We start from the raw sequence: 21,278 nt of genomic DNA, 5'->3' as shown, positions 1-21,278 counted from the left end.
GACGCCCTGTCACGCTGCAACCGCGCAATAAGATGTGACATTAGGTTGCTTGAAATACCTTGCCAGAAGATTAAGAGCCGATGTTCAAATACGCGCCGCTGCGCAAAATTGCGCGCACTTGCGGCGTGTATGTTTCCTTGTCCGCGCTATGTGCGCTGCCCGCATGCATAATTAGCGTCGGGGCCATGCGGAATGCAGCGCGTCCTTCTTGGCGTGCTTGGAGCAAAAACAGCTCTGGCGCGCGTTCGGCCCGTCCGGCGATGGGGCGCAAAATAAATGCGCCCAACCGCCCCTCAAGGGCCGCTATGACCTCGGGGAGCCGTTCCATCCGCTGGATGATGGTCAGATAGCCGCGCGGTCCGACTCGTCTTGCGCCGATATCCAGCCAATCGGCAAGCGGCGTGTCGCCGGCCAATGCCACGTCACGCCCCGCGTCCTTGGCGGCAACGCTGCTGGCGCGGTCAAAATAGGGCGGATTCATGATCACATGGTCAAACCGCTTTTGCCGCAAATCAGCGGGAAGCTGGCGCAAATCGGATTGGACTACGGTAAAATCCGCATTGTTTACCAAGGCGTTTTCCCTCGCGAGCGCGGCATATTCTTCTTGCAATTCGACACCTGTGACCATGACGCCAGGCACGCGCGCCCAAAGGCATAGCGACGCCACCCCAACCCCGCAGCCAAGTTCAAGCACCGTCTGACCGGATCGCGCGGCGATACTGGCCGCGAGCAAAACAGGGTCAACGCCCGCGCGATATCCTTTGCGCGGCTGAAATATCCGCAGCTTACCGCCCAGAAAATCATCGCATGTGGTGTCCTTATTCACGGCCCAAATCCACCTCTGCATCACGCATGATGGCTTCTGCCATGAACAGATCGCGGTCCAGAACCATCAGCCGCCGTGGCATTATGCCCAAGCTGCCTTCGAGGACGCTCATATTTACGTCAAAGGTGAAGCAGTCTATACCCGCGCTATCCAATAGGGCGGTTGCAAAGGCGATGACTGTGATGTCGTTGGTGCGCAAAAGCTCTTTCATATCTATGACCTAAGACGGGGCAGGGCCTTTGTCTATCACATCACGGAAATGCGCATGAGCCTTGATCAAGCAGCCACCAAACCTCACGAACAGCTGGCCGCAGCTTTGGCCGATGATTTGGCGGCGGTCAATGATATGATCCGCGCGCGGATGGCGTCAAAACATGCGCCGCGCATCCCCGAGGTCACAGCACATTTGGTTGAGGCGGGCGGCAAACGCCTGCGCCCGATGCTGACGCTCGCTGCGGCGCGGATGTGTGGCTATGACGGGCCCTATCATATCCATCTGGCGGCGACCGTTGAATTCATTCACACTGCGACCCTGCTACATGATGATGTCGTTGACGAAAGCAGCCAGCGCCGTGGCCGCCCCACGGCGAACCTGCTGTGGGATAACACATCAAGCGTGCTGGTCGGTGATTACCTGTTCGCGCGGTCATTTCAATTGATGGTCGAAACCGGTTCCTTGCGCGTGCTTGATATTCTGGCGAACGCATCGGCAACCATTGCCGAGGGCGAGGTTTTGCAACTGACCGCCGCGAGCGATCTGGCCACGACCGAAGACATTTATATCCAAGTTGTGCGCGGCAAAACCGCCGCGCTGTTTTCAGCCGCAATGGAAGTCGGCGGCGAAATTGCAGGGCAGGATGCGGCGACGAAACAGGCGCTTTACGATTACGGCGATGCGCTGGGCGTGTCGTTCCAGATTGTCGATGACCTGCTTGATTACGGCGGTACAACGGCGACCGGCAAAAATATCGGCGATGATTTCCGCGAACGCAAACTGACCCTGCCGGTGATCCGCGCTATCGCGGCTGCGGACGATGAAGAACGTGCATTCTGGGAGCGGACGATCCAGAAAGGCCGTCAGGAAGACGACGATCTGGACCACGCGATCAGCCTTTTGGCGAAACACGGCACAATGGAAGCCACGCGGATTGACGCCATCGCTTGGGCAGACAAGGCAAAATCAGCGCTGTCCGTGATCCCCGATCATCCGCTAAAAGTAATGCTGATCGATCTGGCTGATTATGTGGTCGCACGGATTACCTAGCGGTGAAATGCGCGTTTGATATCTGCAATCGCGGAAACCTGGTTTGTCGATAGTTCACCTTCGATCAACCCGCCCAAGACGTCTTGCAGTAGATCCCACGACGCTTCACCGTCGATTTTGCGTAAGCGACGTGCCAGACGGGTAATTGCAGATTGCGTGTCTTGGCACTGGGCCTGAAGCCAGCGGCCCAAGACTTCCATTTCTTCGGCTTCTGCCGCCGTGCAGCGCAATTTTGTGCGCAGCATAATGTGCAAGCTGTCGCGTTGATCTTTGGTTGGCAGATCATCCAATTCGATGAACGCCTGCGCAATTGCGCAGATAGCGATGCGCGGGTCATCAATACCTTCGACCGGGTGCGCGTTGGTTTGCTTGCGGAATGCAAGCTTGCGTGGCGCATTGCGTACTGTTGTTGCTACATCAACAGCTGTATCAATCGCATCGCCAGGGTTCTGTCTGACCCACCACCAAATAGCCGCGCCAACCGAAGTAAGAAAAAGGATAATGAGGGGCAAAGAAGTAAACCTTAAGTATGTAGCTAACCTACGGGTAATGGTCAGGTAATACGCAGCGGTTTGCAAGGTAAACGTGTAAAAGTCTGCGCGGGGCAATGATTACATCGCCCCGCCTGCGAAATGCTATTGCATCAGATTGTCCGCAACCGCGGCCTGTGCTGCTGCAACCAGTGCTGCGCCGTCAAAGCCTTTGTCATTCATCTCGGCGATCCATGCTTGTGTGACCTCGGCGCCAACTGCGGCGATCCGTGCGGTTTCGGCTTCGGACAATGTTGCGATTTCATTGCCTGCTGCAGCCATCAGGTCGCGCCCGACGGCGTCACCGGTATCATGCGCGCGCCCCGCCCACATGCTGGCCATCATGCCGGAATTGGCGTCGATGATTGCGCGCAGATCGTCGGGCATGCCTTCATAGACGTCCTTGTTCATCGCCCAGATGAAATAGAGATTATAAAGCGCCTGATCGCCCGCAACATCGGTGTGGCTGTCTGTCAATTCATCCAGTTTCAGCGATGGGGACATTTCCCATGTGATCACGCCGCCATCAACCACGCCCTTTGACAGGGCTTCGGGGAATTGCGGGACGGGCATGCCGATGGGCGTTGCGCCAAGCGCCTCGAGTAGCATCGTCGCGGGGCGTGACGGGCCACGCAGTTTCAAGCCTTCGAAATCTTCGAGAGTTTCAATCGCGGGCCCGCGTTTATGCACGATGCCAGGCCCGTGCATATGTGCGGCAATCACGTGGACGTCGGCGAAATCATCCATCAGATAGGTTTGGGTGTAGTCCCAAGCTGCGGCGCTGGCCTCTTCGCCTGATTTGGACGTCATGAACGGCAGTTCAAGCGCTTCGGCCTCGGGGAAACGGTTGGGCTGATAGGCTGGAATCACCCAGCCGCCATCAATCGCGCCGTCGCGGATCAGGTCGAACTGGTTCGGGGCAGAGCCGCCCAACTGCATGAACGGGTACAGTTCTACCTTGATCCGTCCATTTGATTGTTCTTCGATCGCATCAGCCCAAGGCTGCATGAAATAGGTGGGGTTTGCGCTTGCCGGAGAGACAAAATGCTGGAACCGCAGCGTGACTTCTTGGGCAAAGCCCGCGGTTGCGAACATCGAGATTGCGGCCGCGCATGCGGCGTATTCTTTCAGGTGCATGAAGCATCCTTTCGTTAGTTATGTAGGGGGGATGCCACCGCTAGCGACACCACCCATATAGAGGTGGCGCGCGCCAGTTGCAAGTCATTCGCAAAAAAGCACCTAGTAATCCGAAGTGGGGTGATACCGCCCGCCGGGTGAAAGGGTAAAAATCTCGCAGCCGTTTTCAGTTACCCCGACTGAATGTTCGAATTGCGCTGACAGGGATTTATCCGCCGTTACAGCGGTCCAGTCGTCGCGCAAGACTTCGACATAAGGACGGCCAAGGTTGATCATCGGTTCAATGGTAAAAAACATCCCCGCTTCGAGCTTCGGCCCTGTGCCAGGGCGGCCGAAATGCACGACATTGGGCGGCGCATGAAACACGCGGCCAAGCCCGTGACCGCAAAAATCGCGGACGACAGACATGCCTTGGCCTTCGGCATAGGATTGAATTGCATGGCCGATATCGCCGAATGTATTGCCCGGTTTCACCGCAGCGATCCCCAGCATCAGCGCGTCATGGGTCACATCGATCAGTTTGCGCGCGATGGGTTTTGGTTTGCCTGCAACATACATCCGGCTGCAATCGCCAAACCAGCCGTCCACGATCACGGTCACGTCGATATTCAGAATATCGCCCGCCTTTAGCGCGTCATTGCCCCGCCGCTTTTCAAGGTCCTTTGACACGGTTTCAGATGCACCTTTGGGAATGGGCGCGCCGGGGATGCCGTGGCAAACCACGTGGTTTACCGAAATACAGCTGGCATGCTTGTAGCCTTTGTAGCCGATCGTCGCGGACACGGCGCCCGCGTCATTGACCCAACTGGTAATCAGGCGGTCCAGTTCGCCTGTGGTTTGCCCCACGCGCACATGGTCGGCAATATCATCAAGAATTTTGGCGGCCAAAGCGCCAGCCTTGGCCATCCCTGCAAAATCGCTGGGGTCGTAAATCCGGATGCCATCCTTGGTGATGCGGCTTTTGTTCGTGTCCACGCGTGTCTTCCTTTATCGCTTATGGGCGATATAGGGGATTTGCGACCAAAGTTCTAGGCAAGTCGCACGTGTTAAGCGCGCGCCAAGGTCACATCAAATTCGACCGACAGGAACGGCGCGTCTACCGTGCCTGAAATCGCCATGCCTTCAGGGAAGTCGCTGGCTGGTTTTTCGACATAGGTCATCACCAGATCATCACGGACGCCGAATACAGTGTCTTGGTCCAGATAGGGGTCATCTTCTGGGAAGATTTCAGTTACCAAAGTTTTAAATCCTGGCGCTTTGACGATGTAATGCAGGTGTGATGGCCGCCACGGGTGACGCCCGCAAGCGCGCAAGATATCCCCGACAGGCCCGTCAGACGGGACAGTATATTCAACGGGTTTGACGGTGGTAAACGCGTATCTGCCGTCTTCGCCGACAGTCATAAGCCCGTGGAAGGAAAACGTGTCCTGTTCGTCGTCTTGGCTTGCATACATACCGTTGGGCGCGGTTTGCCAAATATCAAGTTCGGCATTGGGAATCGGGTTGCCGTCCGTGTCGCGGATTGTGCCTTGTGCCAGCAGGACCGGACCGCCGTAATGGCGTTTCATGTCGCCGCCGACCGCCAATGGTGGCGCGCCGGATACGTGAAACGGGCCAAGCACAGATGATGACGTCGCATCGGGCCGCGAATGCAGCATATCCACGAGGGACGACAGGCCCAATACGTCAGAGGCCAGCACAAATTCGTGGTGATCTTCGCTTTCAATCGCGGCGCAGCCTTCGAGGAACGCGATCCCCTTGCGCCATTCATCATGGGTCAGGTTCACTTCGCGGGCGAAATCATGCATGTGCTGCACCAGTGCGTTCATAACCTCGCGCGTGCGCGCGTCCGTGCTGGCCGCCATGTATGATTTGAATACATCGGTGATATTGTCTTTGGTAACGTTACGCATGGGAACGACCTCTTCTTGATTAGATAAGCGCGAGGCTCAGGATTGGGAATTGGATCAGGATCAGCAGTGCGATCAGCATGACAAAGGCGAAGGGTAGCGCGCCCATAAACACATCCATCAATGAAATGCGGTCATCATTGATTGTCGATTTGATCACAAAGCACGAAATGCCAAGCGGTGGGGTCAACAAGCCGATTTCAGCGCCGACAACGGTGATGATCCCGAACCAGATCAATGACAAATCCATGGCTTCGATCATCGGCAGGAACAGCGGCACCACGATCAGAATGATTGATGCGGTATCCAGCAATGTACCCAAAAACAGCATCAACAGCACATAGAGCAGCATCACAACCCAGAACGTGGCCTCATTCCCTGCCAGCATATCCTGAAGCTGGTTTGGCAGGCCCGCCATGCCCAGCATCCGGCTGTAGATTGACGCAGCAGTGATCAAGAACAGGATTGCCGCCGTGATATGGCCGGTTTCCAAAAGCGCGTCCCAAAAGGTCGACAGCGACATGGACCTGCGCGCAACCGCGATACAAAGTGCGACAAGCCCGCCAGCGGCGCCTGCCTCAACGGCGGTCAGCCAACCGGTATAAATCCCACCCAGAACCACAGTGATCAGGCCCAGTGTCGGCAGGGTTTTTGATGCGATTTCACGGCGCGACATCCATTCAGTGTCTTCGACAACCCGTCCGCCGACAAAGCCGGGGGTAAACCGCCCCATGAACCAAATTGCGCCGACATAGGCGACGGCCAACATGATGCCCGGAATAACACCGGCAAGGAACATATCCCCAACCGATTGTTCGGCGACAAATGAATAGATGATCAGCATCGCAGACGGCGGGATAATCATGCCCAGCACGGACGATCCGGCGACAACACCAACCGCAAAGCGCGGGTTGTAATCCTGCGCGAGCATCTGCGGCACAGATACTTTGGTAAAGACCGAAGCCGAGGCAATCGACGATCCGGTGACAGCGGCAAACACGGCATTTGCGCCAACGGTTGCCATGCCGATCCCGCCTTTGACCTTGCGAAACCGCATGGTCATGACCTCGTAGATGTCTTTGCCCAATCCGGCTTTGGATACTATGAGCCCCATAAAGGTAAATAGCGGGATCGTGGCAAAACTGTATTCCATCGCACTATCGCCAACAGCAACCTTAAGAAGGTTCAGCGACAGCGTGAAATTATCCCGCATCAGCCAGATCGACACCAGCGAAACAGTGCCAAGCGCAATCGGGATGTAGACGCCTGAATAGATCAAAAAGATGATAGCAACGACCGAAATCAGGCCAATTTCAATAGGGCTCATGTGGTGGGCTCTTTATGTTCGGGGATTCGGACCAATTGCGGGCGGTCTTGGGCGGTGATGACTTTCAGAACAAAGATCACGCAAGACAGCGCACAGCCGCTGGCGATCACCAGTTTGATCGGCCACCAGGGGGCGGTGAACACGCCAGGCACGCCGAAAAAGTCTTGGGTTTCCCACATATGCAGGAATTCGGGGAACATGATGTAGGCAACCAGCCCCATAAAAATTGCAGATACAGCGTTGATGATCCGGCGCAGGTTTGCGGTCAGTTTGGGGCGGCGTTTGTGCAGCACATTGAGGAATCCGTCAGAGCGGGTCAGCCGGTCAACGCGAACCACATCGGCCAATTGCAGGAAAACAATGAAAACGACCGAAAGCTGGACGATTTCATAGGTGCCCTTGAGCGGGGCATTAAACACGCCCCGCGCAATGACATCGACATTGAGGATCACCACCAAGCCCAGCACGCACAGCGTCCCTGCGGCATTGGCGATGATCGCCATCTTGTTTGCGACCCCCGAGAGGCCATTGAGCATCGTTTTTAGCATATTCAAAGCCCCTTTAGGGATCGCCAGAGATTAAGGCTGTGTCCAGTCGCGGACGCCAACAAAGCCTGCGGCTTCGAGTTTCGCAAGATAAGCGGCGAGCATCTCTGTCCCCGGTTCACCGTTTGCGTTCAGCGTTTCTGCCAATTCAAGCGCGATGTTCGGCATCGCATTTGCCCAAGCAGCGCGGTCTTCTTCGGACACTTCGATAATGGTCCCGCCGGATGCAATATATTCGGCTTCGGAAGCAGCGGCGATGTCCATCGCGATACCTGCCAGATGGTCGCGGTAATCGATGGCAACGGCTTGCAGGACTTCTTTGACCTCGTCAGGCAGTGCGTTCCAGTAGTCCTGGTTCACGGTCACGGTTTTTGAGTTCACCGCGCCGAAATCCGTACGCAGCATGTATGGCGCAACTTCCGAGATCTTGAATGTTGCTGCGGCTTCTGGCCACAATTGCGCCGCGTCAACCAGACCGGTTTGCAGCATGTTGTAAAAGTCGGTCAGGCCGCCACGGACCCCTGCCGCACCTTCGATACCTTCAAGATAACGCAAGTTCATGCCAGCGCCCGCAACTTTCAAACCTTCCAGATCGGCGATGCCGCTAAGTTCGTTCACAGAAAAGACCTGATAGCTGTCAAGCACAACGCCGGTCGCCAGATAGACCTGGTTTTGGGCCGCAAATTCGTTTTGCATGGTGGGGAATTCGCGTGCGATTTCGTCAATCGCGCGTGCAACGGCGCGTGCGTCAGATGACACAAACGGGGTTACAGCCGCCAGACCCTGGCTGGGCAGTTTGGACGAATGGAAAATCGTTGTGACAATCCCGATATCACCAAGACCAAGCTGGATACCTTCAAGCACGCCGCGCGGCTTGACGATCGAACCGCCATAGTTTTCCTGCCAGTCCATCACGTAATTGCCGGTTTCGGCAAGGCGACGATCAACCTCGGGGATGAAGAAATCCGTAAATTCCTGTACCCAGAGCGAACGCGCGGGATAACCGTCAATGACGACCGCGGAAATTGTTTCCTGCGCCGCGACAGGCATCGCTGTCATGGTCGCAAGGGCCGCACCCATCAAGCTGCGGCGTGTCCAATTAATCATTTGTTTTCCTCCCAGAAAGTGGGCTTTTTGCCCGTTTTAGTGACTAGTTCGTCTTCACCCAGTTGACCGTCAGTTCTGTGCCTGCCGCTTCGAACAATTTGGCGATGGCACAGTATTTTGCGGTCTCAAGGCCAACCGCCGTCAGATCCTCCTGGCGGGTGGTCGTGTTGCAATTCACCGTGAGTGTGATGGCCGGGAAAGGCACGTCGATCTCTTCCTCCATGAGAACGCCGCGCCGGTCGAACTGGCAATTCGCGTCGATTGTCACTTCGCCCAGATCAATACCCAGCCGATGTGCGTTCTTGTGGCCGATCACATTTGTGCAAGCGATCAGCGCCGCCATAGCGGTTTCGGTAGGGGAAGCACCAAGGTTGGTGCCTCCCCTCTCCAATGGTTCATCGACGGTGACAGTCAAATCCCTGACCGGAATTTCGGTGCGCGCGTGGGTCGGGCATTGCGCCGTCGTCCGGTAGGTCACGACTGTCTTCATTTTGATGGCCATTGGTATCTCCTCAGGCGAAACTACAGGCTTGATCGAATGCGAGCCGCGGCAGTTTCTGAAACAGTGCCGTTTCATCAGCATAGCCGATGTTGCACAGAAAATTGGATTTTATGGTTGTGCCGGCAAAGAACTCCTCGTCGACGATTGCATTCGAAAACCCCGACATTGCCCCGACATCCAGTCCAAGCGCGCGCGCGGCAATCATCAGATATGCGCCTTGCATCGTGCCATTGCGAAACGCGGTGTCTGCGCAATATTCGGGTTTGCCGTCGAACAGGTGCCTGCGGTCTTCGTGCGGGAACAATTCGGGCAGCCGTTTCCAAAAATCCATGTCATGCGACACAATCACGGTCACGGGCGCCCCCATCATTTTGGCCACGTTTTGCGGCTTGAGCGATTTTGCCAGCTTTGCCTTGCCTTCGGGTGTGTAGACAAACGTAAAGCGCGCGGGCAGCGTGTTCATGCTGGTCGGGCCATTGCTGGTGATTTCATACAGCTCTTCAAGGAGCCCGTCGGGGATCGGTTTGTCGGTCCATGCGTAATGTGACCGCGCATCGCGTAAGATCAGATCAATCGCATCATCAGAAAGCCGGTCGATACGGCTGCGCAGCGCGCGGTGGTCGGCTTGCGCCTTGGCGCGCAGCTCCGCAAGTACCTTGCCAGTCGGGGCGTTCATTACGCGGCCCCTTTATTGTGGTCGGCTTCGTCGACAATCGGGTTTGCACAGATGCCGATCCCTTCGATTTCGATTTCGACAGTTTCACCAGGCACCAACCAGCGCGGGTTCGGTTTTTTGGCGTGACCTACGCCCGGGGGTGTGCCCATTGCGATCAGGTCGCCAGGTTCAAGCGTGGTGTATTGTGAAATTGTCGCAATCGTTTGGGCCACGGACCAGATCATGTTGCCGGTGTTTGATGATTGCAAAATTTCGTCGCCGACGCGGCTTTCGATTTTCAGGCCAGAGGCACCGGCGGGGACTTCGTCGGGGGTGACGACAAACGGGCCAATCGCGCCGGTGTCGTCAAAGTTTTTGCCTGGTGTCCATTGGTGCGTCTTGCGCTGGTAGTCGCGCACAGAACCGTCGTTGAATACCGTATAGCCGAACACGTGGTCCAATGCGTCCGCTTCGGAAATATGGCGGCCGCCTTTGCCGACGATGAACATCAGTTCGGCTTCGTAATCCAGTTTTTCCGAACATGTCGGACGCACAAGCGGCGCGCCTGCGGCCATGATCGAATTCTTTCCGCGCATGAACAACGCAGGGTAATCGGGAATATCATATCCGCCCTCTTTGATGTGGTCGGTATAGTTCAGACCAAGGCAGATAATCGTGCCGGGATTTGCGATGGGCAGGGCCGGTGTGATCGCGGAAACGGCGACGCGCGGCGCGTCAGCGATTCGGTCTGCGATTGATTCGATCAGTTGTGGGTTCTGCACAATCCCAATCAGATCGTCGCCGATTTCTGCGTTTAAAGCGGTCAAATTAACGGCATTTTCACCGTCGACAGCGAACACCGCGGTGCCATTGGTTGTCTCGCCCACCAGATATTTCATGCAACTCTTCCTTGTCAGTTCACATAAATTCTGCCTACAATAATGCTAGATGTCAATAAATATCGATATTTTTGGAGAAGCAGACAATGGTTGCATGGTCCGACTACAAAGCCGAAGCAAAGGCGCGCGGGGCGCTCGCACTTGAACTTTATGTGGCGCATAGTACGCCTGCAAAGGCCCCCGAGGACGTCAAAGCGGCGTTGCCAGATCATCTGGCGTATCAGGCACAGCTCGAGCAGGCGGGCCAATTGGCGCTTGCAGGGCCGATGTCGGATGAAACCGGCGCGCATATGCAAGGGGTCGGGCTGATCATTTACCGCGCGCCCAGTCTTGAAGCCGCCCAAGCACTTGCCGAAGCCGATCCGATGCACAAGTGCGGCGCGCGCAGTTTTACCTTGCGGCGATGGATGATAAACGAAGGATCGTTGCACCTTTCTGTTGGACTCTCGACAAAGGCCGTTAACCTTAGCTGAATGATAGTGAAAGTCCCGATATGAGTATGATTGATGGCACGCGGGTCAAAGAGACGTCAGCGACACATGGCGCCTATGTGACCCTGCGCGAAATGATCCTGACAGGCGCTTTGCCTGCGGGCGAAAAGTTAAAGATCGAACAGCTGCGCGGGTTGCTGAACACGGGCGCGTCACCGGTCCGCGAGGCGTTAAGCCTGCTGACCTCTGATATGTTGGTAGAACGCATTGACCAGCGCGGGTTTCGCGCGGCCCCCGCCAGCAAGGCAAATTTCGAAGAAATTCTTGCCCTGCGCTGCACGCTCGAGGATCTGGCGCTGCGGCAGTCGATCCAAAATGCGTCGCCCGCGTGGGAAGAAAAGCTGGTTCTGGCGCACCACCATATGAAAAAGGCAAGCGGGCAGGGAACAAAGCTGTTTGAAGAGGCGCACAAGAAATTCCACATGGCGCTTTTGGCAAATAGCCATTCCCCTATTCTAGAGCGGCTATGTGCGCAGCTTTATGATTTGAATATCCGCTATCGGTATTTGGCAGCAAAAAGCAACACCTACCAAAAACGCGATGTTTCCGCCGAACATGAAGAGATTCTCGAAGCCGCAATTCAGCGTGACCAGGACCGCGCATCGGCCCGACTGCTTAGCCATTACAGGCTGACAGGGGAATATCTGACACGTGAGCTTGATATCTAAACGGCCTATTTTGCCGATTTAATTGGACTGTTGCAAAAAATATCGATATTAATGCTGCGACTCTTTAAAGGGGACTATCATGCAGCGGAACCGCTTTCTCGGGGATATTCTATCGCAATTGTTTGACCGGCGCGGCGCGCCGAGCGCTAAATATGACAAGCGCGATATCTATACATTATGTCAGGCGTTGCTGTCGGCAGAGGGTGAAGTGTCGGGTCTGCGGCTGGCGTCGACCATCATTGCCCGCTACGCGGCGCTTTCGGGTGATGATAAGACGGCCTTTTTCTACTATCTCAATTCCAAGCTTGAAATCGATGCAACGCTGGTTGCAACGCTCGCGGCGCAATACGCCAAAGACCCGTCCCCCGATAATTTCCAATCCCTGTGTCAGGCCGCCGAGCCCAAGCGGCAGGAGCTTTTGCGCAGGCTGAACCAGCCGGTTGGAGCAACCGCGACACTGGTGGCGATGCGTGTCGATTTGTTGGCACGGTTGCGCGACCATCCGGATCTGAAACGCCTGAATTATGATTTTGTGCACCTGCTGCGCAGCTGGTTCAATCGTGGTTTTCTGGTCTTGCAGCAAATCAGCTGGGACACGCCCGCGCGCATCCTTGATAAAATCGTGGCCTATGAGGCCGTGCATGAAATCGACGACTGGGATGACTTGCGTCGGCGGTTGTACCCGCCCGACCGACGCTGTTTTGCGTTCTTTCATCCCGCGATGCCAGATGAGCCGCTCATTTTTGTCGAGGTCGCACTGACCGCAGATATCCCAGGTTCTATTGATGCATTGTTGTCCGAAGGGCGCACCCCTCTCGAGGCACATCAAGCCAAGGCCGCCGTTTTCTATTCGATTTCGAATTGCCAAAAAGGGCTGACCGGCATCAGCTTTGGCAATCTGTTGATTAAACAGGTCGTGGCGGAACTGTCCTTGGCCTGTCCGCAGATTGAAACCTATGTAACGCTTTCGCCTATTCCTGGGCTGAATAAATGGCTGGCAACCCAAACCGACGATCCCGAACACGGGCTGGCCGCGCAGGCCGTGCTTGCCGGCAAGGCGCCTGCGACTGATGTCAAAATGATGGCCGCCCGCTATTTGCTGACGGCCAAACGCGGCGATGGTTTGCCGCGCGATCCGGTCACCCGTTTCCATCTGGGCAACGGCGCCGAAGTGCACGACATCCATGCCGGCGCGGATAGCTCTGATAATGGCATGGCGCAATCGTGCGGGGCGATGGTAAATTATCTTTATGATCTGACACAAACAGAGCGGAACCACGAAAATTTTGCCATGGCAAAAACGGTGGCTTCTGCGCGCAGCGTTCAAAGCCTATCGACAGCGCCGCTGCCAACCAAACCAAAGGAGCCACACGCGTGACAAATACACTTTACGATGCGCTGATCGCGCCGCATGCAGGTAATACACAACCCTTTATGGCATGCGATGACGGGCGTGTGATCAGCTATGCCGGTTTTGTGGAAAGGGTCGCGCAGCTTGCGCATGTATTGCACGACGCAGGCGTGCAACCCGGTGACCGTATTTTGGTGCAGGCACCCAAATGCGCAGACACGATTGCGCTTTATGGGGCAGCGATTCAGGCGGGGGCTGTCTATTTGCCGCTAAATACGGCCTATACCCAAGCCGAGATCACCTATTTCGCCACAGACGCGACCCCGCAGTTGATCATTTGCGACGCTGCGGATGTTGACCAGTTCACCGCGGGTTTTGATCTGCCGGTGCTGACAATCGCGGGTGACGGGTCGGGCACGCTTGCGCAGGCGGCAGATGCGGCGCCAACGACATTTGCAACAGCGGCGCGCGGTCCAGAGGATTTGGCCGCGCTTTTGTACACCTCGGGGACAACGGGGCGATCAAAAGGCGCGATGCTGTCGCACAAGAACCTGCTGTCGAACGCAAGATCGCTGGTTGATCTGTGGGAAATTTCGGCAAATGACCATTTGATCCATGCATTGCCGATCTTTCACACGCACGGGCTTTTTGTGGCGATGAACACGTCGCTGCTGGCGGGGGCGCAGGTGCGCCTTATGCAGTCGTTTTCTACAGGGGCGGTCATTGATGCAATGCCGCAAGCCACGCTATTGATGGGGGTGCCAACATTCTACACGCGGCTGCTTGATGATCCGCGACTGACCCGCGAACTATGCGCTGATATGCGGCTGTTTATTTCGGGATCCGCCCCGTTGTTGGCGGAAACCCATACGGCATTCGAACAGCGTAGCGGTCACCGTATTCTGGAACGCTACGGGATGACGGAAACCAATATGATCACGTCAAACCCCTATGCGGGCGACCGGATCGCTGGCACCGTCGGTTTTGCCCTGCCCGGCACCGAAGTGATCATCACCGACCCCGATAGCGGCGCCCAGCTGCCTGCGGGCGAAATCGGCATGATCGAGGTGCGCGGCGACAACGTATTTCAGGGCTACCTTAACATGCCCGAAAAAACGCGCGAAGAGTTGCGCGAAAGCGGGTTCTTTATCACGGGTGATCTTGGCATTGCGGCTGATGACGGCCGGATCAGCATTGTCGGACGTCAAAAAGATCTGATTATCTCGGGCGGTTACAATATCTATCCCAAGGAGATCGAAGATGTGATCAATGACGTCGACGGGGTTCTTGAAAGCGCGGTGTTCGGCGTGCCGCATCCGGATTTCGGGGAATCAGTGCTTGCGGCTGTTGTCCTTGAACCGCAGGCACAGGTCACGGATGACGCCATTATGGCGCAGGTTGCCCCGAAACTGGCACGGTTCAAACACCCGCGCCGCTATATCATGCGCGATGCATTGCCCCGCAATACAATGGGGAAAGTCCAAAAGAACCTTTTGCGTGATGAATATGGTGTGTAGATCATGGGGGGAGCGCGCCCAATAGGCGCGCCCGAACAATCGCCACCCGCAGGAGAAAACCGATGACCAACCCAACCGCCGCAATGCTTGTTATCGGTGACGAAATCCTGTCGGGCCGCACGCGCGATGCCAATATGCACCATCTGGCGCAGGCGCTGGGCCCGATCGGGATTGACCTGCGCGAAGTGCGCGTTGTCAGCGATGATGCGCAGGCGATCGTCACTGCGGTGCAGGCTTTGGCGGCCGGGTTTGACCACGTTTTTACAAGCGGCGGAATCGGCCCCACGCATGACGACATTACCGCAGACTGCATCGCGGCTGCCTTTGACGTGCCGATTGATGTGCGAGACGATGCGCGCGCCCTTTTGCAGGCACATTACGATGCGTCCGGAAAAGAGCTGAATGAAGCGCGTTTGCGCATGGCGCGCATCCCCGACGGAGCCACGCTTATTGATAATCCGGTCAGCATTGCGCCAGGATTTACGCTGCAAAATGTGCATGTCATGGCGGGGGTGCCATTGGTGTTTCAGGCCATGGTGGCCAGCGTCCTGCCCTTGTTGACAGGCGGCACGCCACTGCATTCACGCAGCTTGCCGTTGCTGCAAGGCGAAGGTGACGTAGCGGCACGGCTTACGGCATTTGCGGCGCGTTACAGCGATCTTTCCGTCGGATCCTACCCGTTCCAGAAAGACGGCATATATGGCACAAACCTTGTGGTGCGCGGCGGCGATGTTGCGCGGCTTGATGCGGCTTTTGACGCGCTCAAACAGGTGTTCAAAGCATGAGCTTTCCCGACAACAATAAACTTTATGCGGTGATCGAAGGCACATGGCCTGCGGCGGTGAAACAGGCGCTAGGGCCATGGGCTGTGCGGCTCGACCAGAGCAATAGCAGCAGGGTCAATGCGGCAACTGCCGAGCAACCCGTTCAAGACGCGGATATCGCAATTGCACAATCGGCCATGATCGAAGGCGGGCAGCGCCCCTTGTTTATGATCCGCGAAGGTGACGCACAACTGGATGCGCTGCTGGCAGCGCGGGGCTATGTGATCAAGGACCCTGTGAATATGTATGCGGTTTCCGTAGGTGATGTCGTGCAGCCATTGGTTGCCGAGCGCACGTTCGCGGCTTGGCCGCCGCTTGCGGTGCAGGCTGAAATCTGGGCGCGCGGTGGCATTGGACAGGGGCGCATTGCGATCATGGATCGTGCGCGGGACCCGAAAACTACTTTGCTCGGGCGGGTGGATGATACGCCGGCGGGCACTGCCTATGTCGCAATTGCCGGCGATTGCGCCATGATACACGCGTTGGAAGTTGCCGCCACGCACCGCCGTCGGGGATTGGCCCGCGATCTGACAATTGCAGCAGCGCATTGGGCGCAGGCGCAGGGGGCAGCCTATCTGACGCTGGTGACAACGCAAGAAAACGAGGCAGCAAACGCGCTCTATGCTTCCCTTGGGATGACCCATGTGGGACAGTATCACTATCGGATCCTGCCGGAGTAACCTGTTGAACCGTTTGCTGCGTGCCACCACCATCCAAAGGGCAAACCGCGGCATTGCGGGCCTTGCATTGGCCTGCGCATTTGCGACAGGCGCATGCGCGCAAAGCTTGCAGTTTCCGAACAACGCACACCAGCAGTTTCAAGCGGTCGTCGCAATTGATAGCTATGCCATGCCGGTGGATATCTGGGCGAATGGCGTGCTGCCCGTCGAAATCGTCGAAGGCATGGTTACCAAACAGGCATGGCGGATAGATGCACAGGCGTTGACCACGTTACAGCTGTTGCGACCATTGCGTGAACAATTGCGCGACGACCGCTATCAAATCATATTTGAATGCCAGACCGAGGCCTGCGGTGGATTTGATTTCCGCTTTGGCACCCCGACGTTGCCGCCGCCCGAGATGCAAATCAACATCGGCGATTTCCGGTTTCTTTCGGCACGGCGTATCGGTGCGCAGGGACCTGAATATCTGACGCTATTGGTAAGCCGCACAGCGCAGGCGGGGTTTGTGCAGCTTGTTCATGTGGGACCCGAATTGGCTGAGGCACCAGTTGTCGCCGTGGCCGAAGGTGCGGCATTGACGCGGGGCGCGCCAACCAGTTCAGGCAGCCTTGCGGATCAGCTCGCGGCAAGCGGCCACGCAATACTGGCGGATCTGACATTTGAAACAGGGTCTTCGCAGCTTGCTGCGGGTGACATGCAATCGCTACGCGCGCTTGCCGATTATCTGGCTGACAATCCGGACCGCGATGTCGCGCTTGTCGGGCATACAGATGCATCCGGATCGCTGGACGCAAATATTGCGCTGTCAAAACGGCGCGCGGGTTCGGTGCTCGAGCGGCTGGTAACTGATTACGGTGTTGCGCGCGCACAATTGGCGGCCGAAGGCATGGGATACCTGTCGCCGATCGCATCCAACCTGACCGAAGAAGGGCGTCAGGAAAACCGCCGCGTCGAGGTAATCGTCGTTTCAACCAGTGAATAACCTTAGTGCATGCGCATCTGTTCGTTCCAGACCACAAGCTGCGCGCGGCCACCTTCCTTTGCTTTATAAAGTGCCTGATCCGCGCGCGCGAATAGCGTGTCGAGCGGCTGATTAACGTCATTCACGGTTGCGCCTACGGATAGGGTCACCCGCAGATCACGCGAAACGCTGGTTGTAGAGGGGCGAAATGTGATGGGTTTGGTCAGCCGTTCACCAACCATGCAGGCCTGTTCAAGCGAGACATTTTGTAGAAATATCGCAAATTCCTCACCGCCGACACGGCCGATGATATCATCGTGGCGCACATTGTGTTTCAGTGTTTTTGCGATACGTTTCAAACAGATATCCCCTGCCTGATGGCCATAGGTATCATTGATGCGCTTAAAATAATCGGCATCGACAAGAAGCAGCACCCCGCCTTTGCATTTCTTTCGCCTGATGTCAGCATGTTCAAAAAACGTCCGGCGGTTATCTAGCCCGGTCAGCCCGTCCTTGCGGGACAAAAATGAAAGCCTGCGCTGCAATCTGATCTGGAAAACGATTACCAGCAGCCCGAAAAGAACAAACGGCCCGCCGACAAAAATGGCATGAAGAAAATAGTAGACCGGCGTGACAAGGTGCGACAGGCCGTAGATCCGCATAAAGATAAAATTGACGATCGTGACAAGACTGACAACAACCGCAAACCGCCCCACAATCGCAGGCATGCTGCGGGGTTCCAGAATGCGCATAAGTTTGTCAATTCGCGTTTCTATCATAAGGCCGGACAATAGGTGCAGGCTCTTAATGCGCACTTAATCGCGGCGCGAAAAACGCTGTTGATTTACCAGGCGTTCGGGCCCTTATCGGCGAAGGCATGCGCCAAAAAGTCGATAAATGCCCGCACCTTAGGCTGTGTAAACCGGCCAGGGGGGTAGACGGCATAAATCCCTTGGGTTTCAACTGGCAAACCGGGGATGGCTTCTTCGACGAGTCCCTGACGCAGTGCATCGGCGTAAAGAAACGACGGGAGATAGGCGATTCCCAGCCCGCTGACGCAGGCATTCAAAAGCGATTGACCGTCGTTCACAGTCAGCCAGCCCGCGGTGCGGACCTGCCGTTTTTCACCCGAAGGCGCAGTCAGTTTCCAAACGGCGGAATTGGCCTGATTTGAATAGTGTAACAGCTTGTGATCATTCAGATCATCAATCTTTTCGGGGCGTCCGTATTTGTCAAAATAGGCAGGGCTTGCGATCATGCGCCGTGTTGTTTCCGTCAGCTTGCGTGCGCGCAGCGTGCTATCTTCCAATTCCCCGATGCGCACGGCCATGTCGAACCCTTCGGAAATCAGTTCGACGTAGCGGTTGTTCAGCACCATATTCACCGTGATATCTGGGAATTCGTGCAAAAAATCACCCAGAATCGGCGAAAGATGGTTCACACCAAAATCGGTCGCGACACTGATCCGCAAGAGCCCCGAAGGTGCGGATTGCATGGACGTCACCAGCGCGTCGGCCTCGCCTGCGTCATTCAGAACGCGGCAAGCGCGGTCATAATAGGCCAGACCAATTTCGGTGGGGCTGACACGGCGTGTGGTGCGGTTTAGAAGACGCGCGCCAAGACGCGCCTCGAGTGACGAAACATGTTTGGAAACAGCGGATTTGGAAATCCCCATTTTCTTGGCCGCATCAGTGAAACCGCCTTGGTCAACGACTGTTGCAAAGGCTTCCATTTCCGTCAGACGATCCATGCACATTCCCAAATTTCAAAAGGCTCATGTGTTTGTGCGTTAGAAATCGGGCGGGAATGGGTCAAATGGCTGGCAAATTCGGGGAACGCATAGATTTATTGCGCGATAATTGCTTGTTTCAAGCCGATTATCGCTCATAAGTTACAAATCGACGGCGAGACGCACCCCTTGGTTGATTGCGCGCTTTGCATCCAGTTCGGCCGCGACATCCGCGCCGCCAATCACATGAACCGTTTTGCCGGTTGCAATCAGCTGGTCGGCCAGACCACGTTCAGGCAACTGCCCGGCACATAGAACGATGGTATCAGCGGCAATCAGTTGCGGGTCTTCGCGGGCTTCGCCGCGTGAAATATGCAGGCCGGCCGCGTCGATTTTTTCATAGTTCGCGCCGCCGATCATATTGACGTTTTTCATCTGCAATGTGGCGCGGTGTATCCAGCCCGTGGTTTTGCCTAAACCTTTGCCAAGTTTGGCTGATTTACGCTGCAACAAGGTGACTTCGCGGGTCGGGGCCTCGGGTTTTGGACCCTCGGCACGTAGCCCGCCGCGTGTGGTTTCAGGGTCGCCAACGCCCCATTCCTCTAGCCATTCTTGCAGGTTTTCGGTCGGGCTGTCGCCAGTGACCAGATACTCGGCCACATCAAACCCGATCCCGCCCGCGCCGATGATCGCGACGCGTTTGCCAACGGGCGCCTTGCCGCGCAGCACGTCGATATAGGACAGCACATTAGGCCCGTCCTGGCCGGGAATCGCAGGGTCACGCGGGGTGACGCCGGTGGCGATGATGATTTCGTCAAAATCGGCTAGCAATTCAGGGGTCGCAGTGGTGTTCAAAAATACGTTTACACCCGCCGTTGCAACCATTGTGCGGAAGTAATCGACCAGCCCCCAGAATTCTTCCTTGCCGGGGACTTGCTTGGCCATATTCAACTGACCGCCAAGCTCTGATGCTTTTTCAAAAATGGTGACATCATGCCCGCGTTCAGCAGCAGCGACAGCCGATGAAAGCCCCGCAGGGCCTGCGCCGACAACTGCAATTTTCTTTTTGGTTGCAGCAGGTTGAATGTTCAATTCGGTTTCATGGCAGGCGCGCGGGTTTACTAGACATGACGTCAGTTTGCCGCTGAACGTATGGTCAAGACAGGCCTGATTGCACGCGATGCACGGCGCGATCTCGGCTGCCTTTCCTGCGGCGGCCTTGGTGACGAAATCCGCATCGGCAAGGAAAGGGCGCGCCATGCTGACCATATCTGCACAGCCATCTGCAAGCACGGATTCAGCGACCTGCGGCATGTTGATCCGGTTCGAAGTGATCACAGGGATTTGCACTTCGCCCATCAGTTTTTTCGTGACCCATGTGAATGCGGCGCGCGGTACAGATGTGGCAATCGTGGGGATGCGGGCCTCGTGCCAGCCGATACCGGTGTTCAGGATCGTGGCGCCGGCGGCTTCGATCGCCTTGGCCAATTGCACGACTTCGGCCCATGTGGACCCGTTCGGGACCAGATCAATCATCGACAGGCGGTAGATCACGATGAAATTCGGGCCGACGGCCTCGCGGACGCGGCGCACCACCGCGACAGGCAGGCGCATGCGGTTTTCATACGATCCACCCCATTCATCGGTCCGCTTGTTGGTGTGAGTGACCAGGAACTGGTTCAGAAAATAGCCTTCCGAGCCCATGACCTCGACCCCGTCATAGCCTGCCTCTTGGGCGCGGGTGGCGGCGGTGACCATGTCGTTGATCTGCTTTTCAATGCCCGCGGCGTCCAGTTCGGTGGGCGCAAAGGGAGAAATCGGCGATTTTACGGCAGAGGGCGCCACGCATTTGGGGCTATAGGCATAGCGGCCTGCGTGCAGAATCTGCATGGCAATCTTGCCGCCCGCATCATGCACGCGGTCGGTGACAACACGGTGGTTGGCAATGTCGTCAGCGGTGTAAAGCCCTGCGGCACCGGGAAAAACGCCGCCCTCGGGGTTCGGGGCCATGCCACCGGTGACAATCAGTCCGACCTGTCCGCGCGCACGCGCCGCATAGAATTCCGCAACGCGGTTCCAGTCTTTGGTTTCTTCAAGGCCGGTGTGCATCGACCCCATCAGCACGCGGTTCTTGAGCGTCGTGAACCCCAGATCAAGCGGGGCGAGTAGGTGCGGATATGTTGTCATTGCGTGCCTCCCAGTTTCGAAAACCATGCCCGAAGTTGACGCGCGCGTCATCTAGGACGTGGCGTAATAGGTACGGGTTCGCTGCTTATTTTCAATTGCCGAAAGGGTTGGGCGCAACCATAAAGTGTGCGTCACCCTTGAAAATAGGTCAGCTATGCTTACATA

23 protein-coding genes are annotated in these 21,278 nt (G+C 56.4%); 8 read left to right on the top strand and 15 right to left on the bottom strand.

What is annotated here, in order from left to right:
* Positions 1–70: 70 nt before the first annotated feature.
* Together BM320_RS15750 and BM320_RS15745 are read right to left on the bottom strand one after the other, a co-directional pair.
* The gene (locus tag BM320_RS15750; protein ID WP_242651082.1) at positions 71–826 is read right to left on the bottom strand and encodes a tRNA1(Val) (adenine(37)-N6)-methyltransferase; all 756 of its coding nucleotides are present in this window, start codon (positions 824–826) and stop codon (positions 71–73) included.
* Positions 819–1,037 (bottom strand): putative signal transducing protein, encoded by a 219-nt coding sequence (locus BM320_RS15745; RefSeq protein ID WP_090201755.1) that lies wholly within the window; start codon positions 1,035–1,037, stop codon positions 819–821. The genes BM320_RS15750 and BM320_RS15745 overlap by 8 nt, the downstream gene beginning before the upstream one ends.
* Positions 1,038–1,091: 54 nt before the next feature.
* Here BM320_RS15745 and BM320_RS15740 point away from each other — a divergent pair, with 54 nt between their 5' ends.
* Positions 1,092–2,090, top strand: a complete 999-nt coding sequence (locus BM320_RS15740) for a polyprenyl synthetase family protein (RefSeq protein ID WP_090201754.1) — start codon at positions 1,092–1,094, stop codon at positions 2,088–2,090.
* On the opposite strand, the gene BM320_RS15735 is transcribed toward BM320_RS15740, so the two are convergent.
* From BM320_RS15735 to BM320_RS15690, 10 genes are all read right to left on the bottom strand, one after another.
* Positions 2,087–2,602, bottom strand: a complete 516-nt coding sequence (locus BM320_RS15735; RefSeq protein ID WP_090201753.1) for a hypothetical protein — start codon at positions 2,600–2,602, stop codon at positions 2,087–2,089. The two genes, BM320_RS15740 and BM320_RS15735, sit on opposite strands and share 4 nt — an antisense overlap.
* A gap of 123 nt (positions 2,603–2,725) precedes the next feature.
* The gene (locus BM320_RS15730) at positions 2,726–3,757 is read right to left on the bottom strand and encodes a TRAP transporter substrate-binding protein (RefSeq protein WP_090201752.1); all 1,032 of its coding nucleotides are present in this window, start codon (positions 3,755–3,757) and stop codon (positions 2,726–2,728) included.
* 102 nt (positions 3,758–3,859) lie between these two features.
* Positions 3,860–4,732 (bottom strand): type I methionyl aminopeptidase, encoded by an 873-nt coding sequence (gene map / locus BM320_RS15725; protein ID WP_090201751.1) that lies wholly within the window; start codon positions 4,730–4,732, stop codon positions 3,860–3,862.
* A gap of 71 nt (positions 4,733–4,803) precedes the next feature.
* The gene (locus BM320_RS15720; protein ID WP_090201750.1) at positions 4,804–5,670 is read right to left on the bottom strand and encodes a dioxygenase family protein; all 867 of its coding nucleotides are present in this window, start codon (positions 5,668–5,670) and stop codon (positions 4,804–4,806) included.
* A 19-nt stretch (positions 5,671–5,689) separates the two neighbouring features.
* Positions 5,690–6,994 carry a TRAP transporter large permease gene (locus BM320_RS15715; RefSeq protein ID WP_090201749.1) on the bottom strand — a complete coding sequence of 435 codons (1,305 nt, stop codon included), beginning with the start codon at positions 6,992–6,994 and terminating at the stop codon, positions 5,690–5,692.
* The gene (locus tag BM320_RS15710; protein WP_090201748.1) at positions 6,991–7,542 is read right to left on the bottom strand and encodes a TRAP transporter small permease subunit; all 552 of its coding nucleotides are present in this window, start codon (positions 7,540–7,542) and stop codon (positions 6,991–6,993) included. The genes BM320_RS15715 and BM320_RS15710 overlap by 4 nt, the downstream gene beginning before the upstream one ends.
* Before the next feature lie 30 nt (positions 7,543–7,572).
* A complete protein-coding gene (locus tag BM320_RS15705; RefSeq protein WP_090201747.1) occupies positions 7,573–8,646 on the bottom strand; it encodes a C4-dicarboxylate TRAP transporter substrate-binding protein in 1,074 nt (357 codons plus the stop codon).
* A 43-nt stretch (positions 8,647–8,689) separates the two neighbouring features.
* A complete protein-coding gene (locus tag BM320_RS15700) occupies positions 8,690–9,148 on the bottom strand; it encodes an OsmC family protein (RefSeq protein WP_242651081.1) in 459 nt (152 codons plus the stop codon).
* Between the two features lie 10 nt (positions 9,149–9,158).
* Positions 9,159–9,824, bottom strand: coding sequence for a malonic semialdehyde reductase (locus tag BM320_RS15695; protein WP_090201746.1), 666 nt, complete (start codon positions 9,822–9,824; stop codon positions 9,159–9,161).
* Positions 9,824–10,702, bottom strand: coding sequence for a fumarylacetoacetate hydrolase family protein (locus BM320_RS15690; protein ID WP_090201745.1), 879 nt, complete (start codon positions 10,700–10,702; stop codon positions 9,824–9,826). Before BM320_RS15690 ends, BM320_RS15695 begins: the two co-directional genes overlap by 1 nt.
* 86 nt (positions 10,703–10,788) lie before the next feature.
* On the opposite strand from BM320_RS15690, the gene BM320_RS15685 reads away from it, so the two are divergent.
* The 7 genes from BM320_RS15685 (at position 10,789) to BM320_RS15655 (ending at position 17,218) form a co-directional block, all read left to right on the top strand.
* Positions 10,789–11,175 (top strand): YciI family protein, encoded by a 387-nt coding sequence (locus BM320_RS15685; protein WP_090201744.1) that lies wholly within the window; start codon positions 10,789–10,791, stop codon positions 11,173–11,175.
* A gap of 20 nt (positions 11,176–11,195) precedes the next feature.
* Positions 11,196–11,861, top strand: a complete 666-nt coding sequence (locus BM320_RS15680; protein WP_242651080.1) for a GntR family transcriptional regulator — start codon at positions 11,196–11,198, stop codon at positions 11,859–11,861.
* 79 nt (positions 11,862–11,940) lie between these two features.
* The gene (locus BM320_RS15675; RefSeq protein ID WP_090201742.1) at positions 11,941–13,239 is read left to right on the top strand and encodes a malonyl-CoA decarboxylase; all 1,299 of its coding nucleotides are present in this window, start codon (positions 11,941–11,943) and stop codon (positions 13,237–13,239) included.
* The gene (locus BM320_RS15670; RefSeq protein WP_090201741.1) at positions 13,236–14,729 is read left to right on the top strand and encodes an AMP-binding protein; all 1,494 of its coding nucleotides are present in this window, start codon (positions 13,236–13,238) and stop codon (positions 14,727–14,729) included. Before BM320_RS15675 ends, BM320_RS15670 begins: the two co-directional genes overlap by 4 nt.
* 62 nt (positions 14,730–14,791) lie before the next feature.
* Positions 14,792–15,514, top strand: a complete 723-nt coding sequence (locus BM320_RS15665) for a competence/damage-inducible protein A (RefSeq protein WP_090201740.1) — start codon at positions 14,792–14,794, stop codon at positions 15,512–15,514.
* Positions 15,511–16,233 carry a GNAT family N-acetyltransferase gene (locus tag BM320_RS15660; RefSeq protein WP_090201739.1) on the top strand — a complete coding sequence of 241 codons (723 nt, stop codon included), beginning with the start codon at positions 15,511–15,513 and terminating at the stop codon, positions 16,231–16,233. The genes BM320_RS15665 and BM320_RS15660 overlap by 4 nt, the downstream gene beginning before the upstream one ends.
* Entirely contained in the window at positions 16,196–17,218 is a 1,023-nt protein-coding gene (locus tag BM320_RS15655) for an OmpA family protein (RefSeq protein WP_090201738.1), read from the top strand. The genes BM320_RS15660 and BM320_RS15655 overlap by 38 nt, the downstream gene beginning before the upstream one ends.
* A gap of 2 nt (positions 17,219–17,220) precedes the next feature.
* Here the strand turns inward: BM320_RS15655 and BM320_RS15650 are convergent, their stop codons facing one another.
* The 3 genes from BM320_RS15650 to BM320_RS15640 all read right to left on the bottom strand — a co-directional run bounded on the left by BM320_RS15650 (position 17,221) and on the right by BM320_RS15640 (position 21,113).
* A complete protein-coding gene (locus BM320_RS15650; RefSeq protein WP_165615075.1) occupies positions 17,221–17,949 on the bottom strand; it encodes a GGDEF domain-containing protein in 729 nt (242 codons plus the stop codon).
* Positions 17,950–18,041: 92 nt separating this feature from the next.
* The gene (locus BM320_RS15645) at positions 18,042–18,947 is read right to left on the bottom strand and encodes a LysR family transcriptional regulator (protein ID WP_090201736.1); all 906 of its coding nucleotides are present in this window, start codon (positions 18,945–18,947) and stop codon (positions 18,042–18,044) included.
* A 141-nt stretch (positions 18,948–19,088) separates the two neighbouring features.
* Complete coding sequence (locus BM320_RS15640; RefSeq protein WP_090201735.1) at positions 19,089–21,113, bottom strand: NADPH-dependent 2,4-dienoyl-CoA reductase; 2,025 nt, start codon at positions 21,111–21,113, stop codon at positions 19,089–19,091.
* Positions 21,114–21,278 lie beyond the last annotated feature (165 nt).

This window comes from Yoonia tamlensis, from assembly GCF_900115105.1.
Taxonomy (GTDB): Bacteria; Pseudomonadota; Alphaproteobacteria; order Rhodobacterales; family Rhodobacteraceae; genus Yoonia; species Yoonia tamlensis.
This window is presented reverse-complemented; position numbering and strand designations above follow the sequence as displayed.

Bases quoted from the DNA above. Each gene is read 5' to 3' on its own strand.
- BM320_RS15745 (WP_090201755.1), bottom strand. From the start codon at position 1,037: ATGAAAGAGCTTTTGCGCACCAACGACATCACAGTCATCGCCTTTGCA.
- BM320_RS15740 (WP_090201754.1), top strand. From the start codon at position 1,092: ATGAGCCTTGATCAAGCAGCCACCAAACCTCACGAACAGCTGGCCGCA.
- BM320_RS15730 (WP_090201752.1), bottom strand. From the start codon at position 3,757: ATGCACCTGAAAGAATACGCCGCATGCGCGGCCGCAATCTCGATGTTC.
- BM320_RS15720 (WP_090201750.1), bottom strand. From the start codon at position 5,670: ATGCGTAACGTTACCAAAGACAATATCACCGATGTATTCAAATCATAC.
- BM320_RS15715 (WP_090201749.1), bottom strand. From the start codon at position 6,994: ATGAGCCCTATTGAAATTGGCCTGATTTCGGTCGTTGCTATCATCTTT.
- BM320_RS15710 (WP_090201748.1), bottom strand. From the start codon at position 7,542: ATGCTAAAAACGATGCTCAATGGCCTCTCGGGGGTCGCAAACAAGATG.
- BM320_RS15705 (WP_090201747.1), bottom strand. From the start codon at position 8,646: ATGATTAATTGGACACGCCGCAGCTTGATGGGTGCGGCCCTTGCGACC.
- BM320_RS15700 (WP_242651081.1), bottom strand. From the start codon at position 9,148: ATGGCCATCAAAATGAAGACAGTCGTGACCTACCGGACGACGGCGCAA.
- BM320_RS15695 (WP_090201746.1), bottom strand. From the start codon at position 9,824: ATGAACGCCCCGACTGGCAAGGTACTTGCGGAGCTGCGCGCCAAGGCG.
- BM320_RS15690 (WP_090201745.1), bottom strand. From the start codon at position 10,702: ATGAAATATCTGGTGGGCGAGACAACCAATGGCACCGCGGTGTTCGCT.
- BM320_RS15685 (WP_090201744.1), top strand. From the start codon at position 10,789: ATGGTTGCATGGTCCGACTACAAAGCCGAAGCAAAGGCGCGCGGGGCG.
- BM320_RS15680 (WP_242651080.1), top strand. From the start codon at position 11,196: ATGAGTATGATTGATGGCACGCGGGTCAAAGAGACGTCAGCGACACAT.
- BM320_RS15675 (WP_090201742.1), top strand. From the start codon at position 11,941: ATGCAGCGGAACCGCTTTCTCGGGGATATTCTATCGCAATTGTTTGAC.
- BM320_RS15665 (WP_090201740.1), top strand. From the start codon at position 14,792: ATGACCAACCCAACCGCCGCAATGCTTGTTATCGGTGACGAAATCCTG.
- BM320_RS15660 (WP_090201739.1), top strand. From the start codon at position 15,511: ATGAGCTTTCCCGACAACAATAAACTTTATGCGGTGATCGAAGGCACA.
- BM320_RS15655 (WP_090201738.1), top strand. From the start codon at position 16,196: ATGTGGGACAGTATCACTATCGGATCCTGCCGGAGTAACCTGTTGAAC.
- BM320_RS15650 (WP_165615075.1), bottom strand. From the start codon at position 17,949: ATGCGCATTCTGGAACCCCGCAGCATGCCTGCGATTGTGGGGCGGTTT.
- BM320_RS15645 (WP_090201736.1), bottom strand. From the start codon at position 18,947: ATGGATCGTCTGACGGAAATGGAAGCCTTTGCAACAGTCGTTGACCAA.
- BM320_RS15640 (WP_090201735.1), bottom strand. From the start codon at position 21,113: ATGACAACATATCCGCACCTACTCGCCCCGCTTGATCTGGGGTTCACG.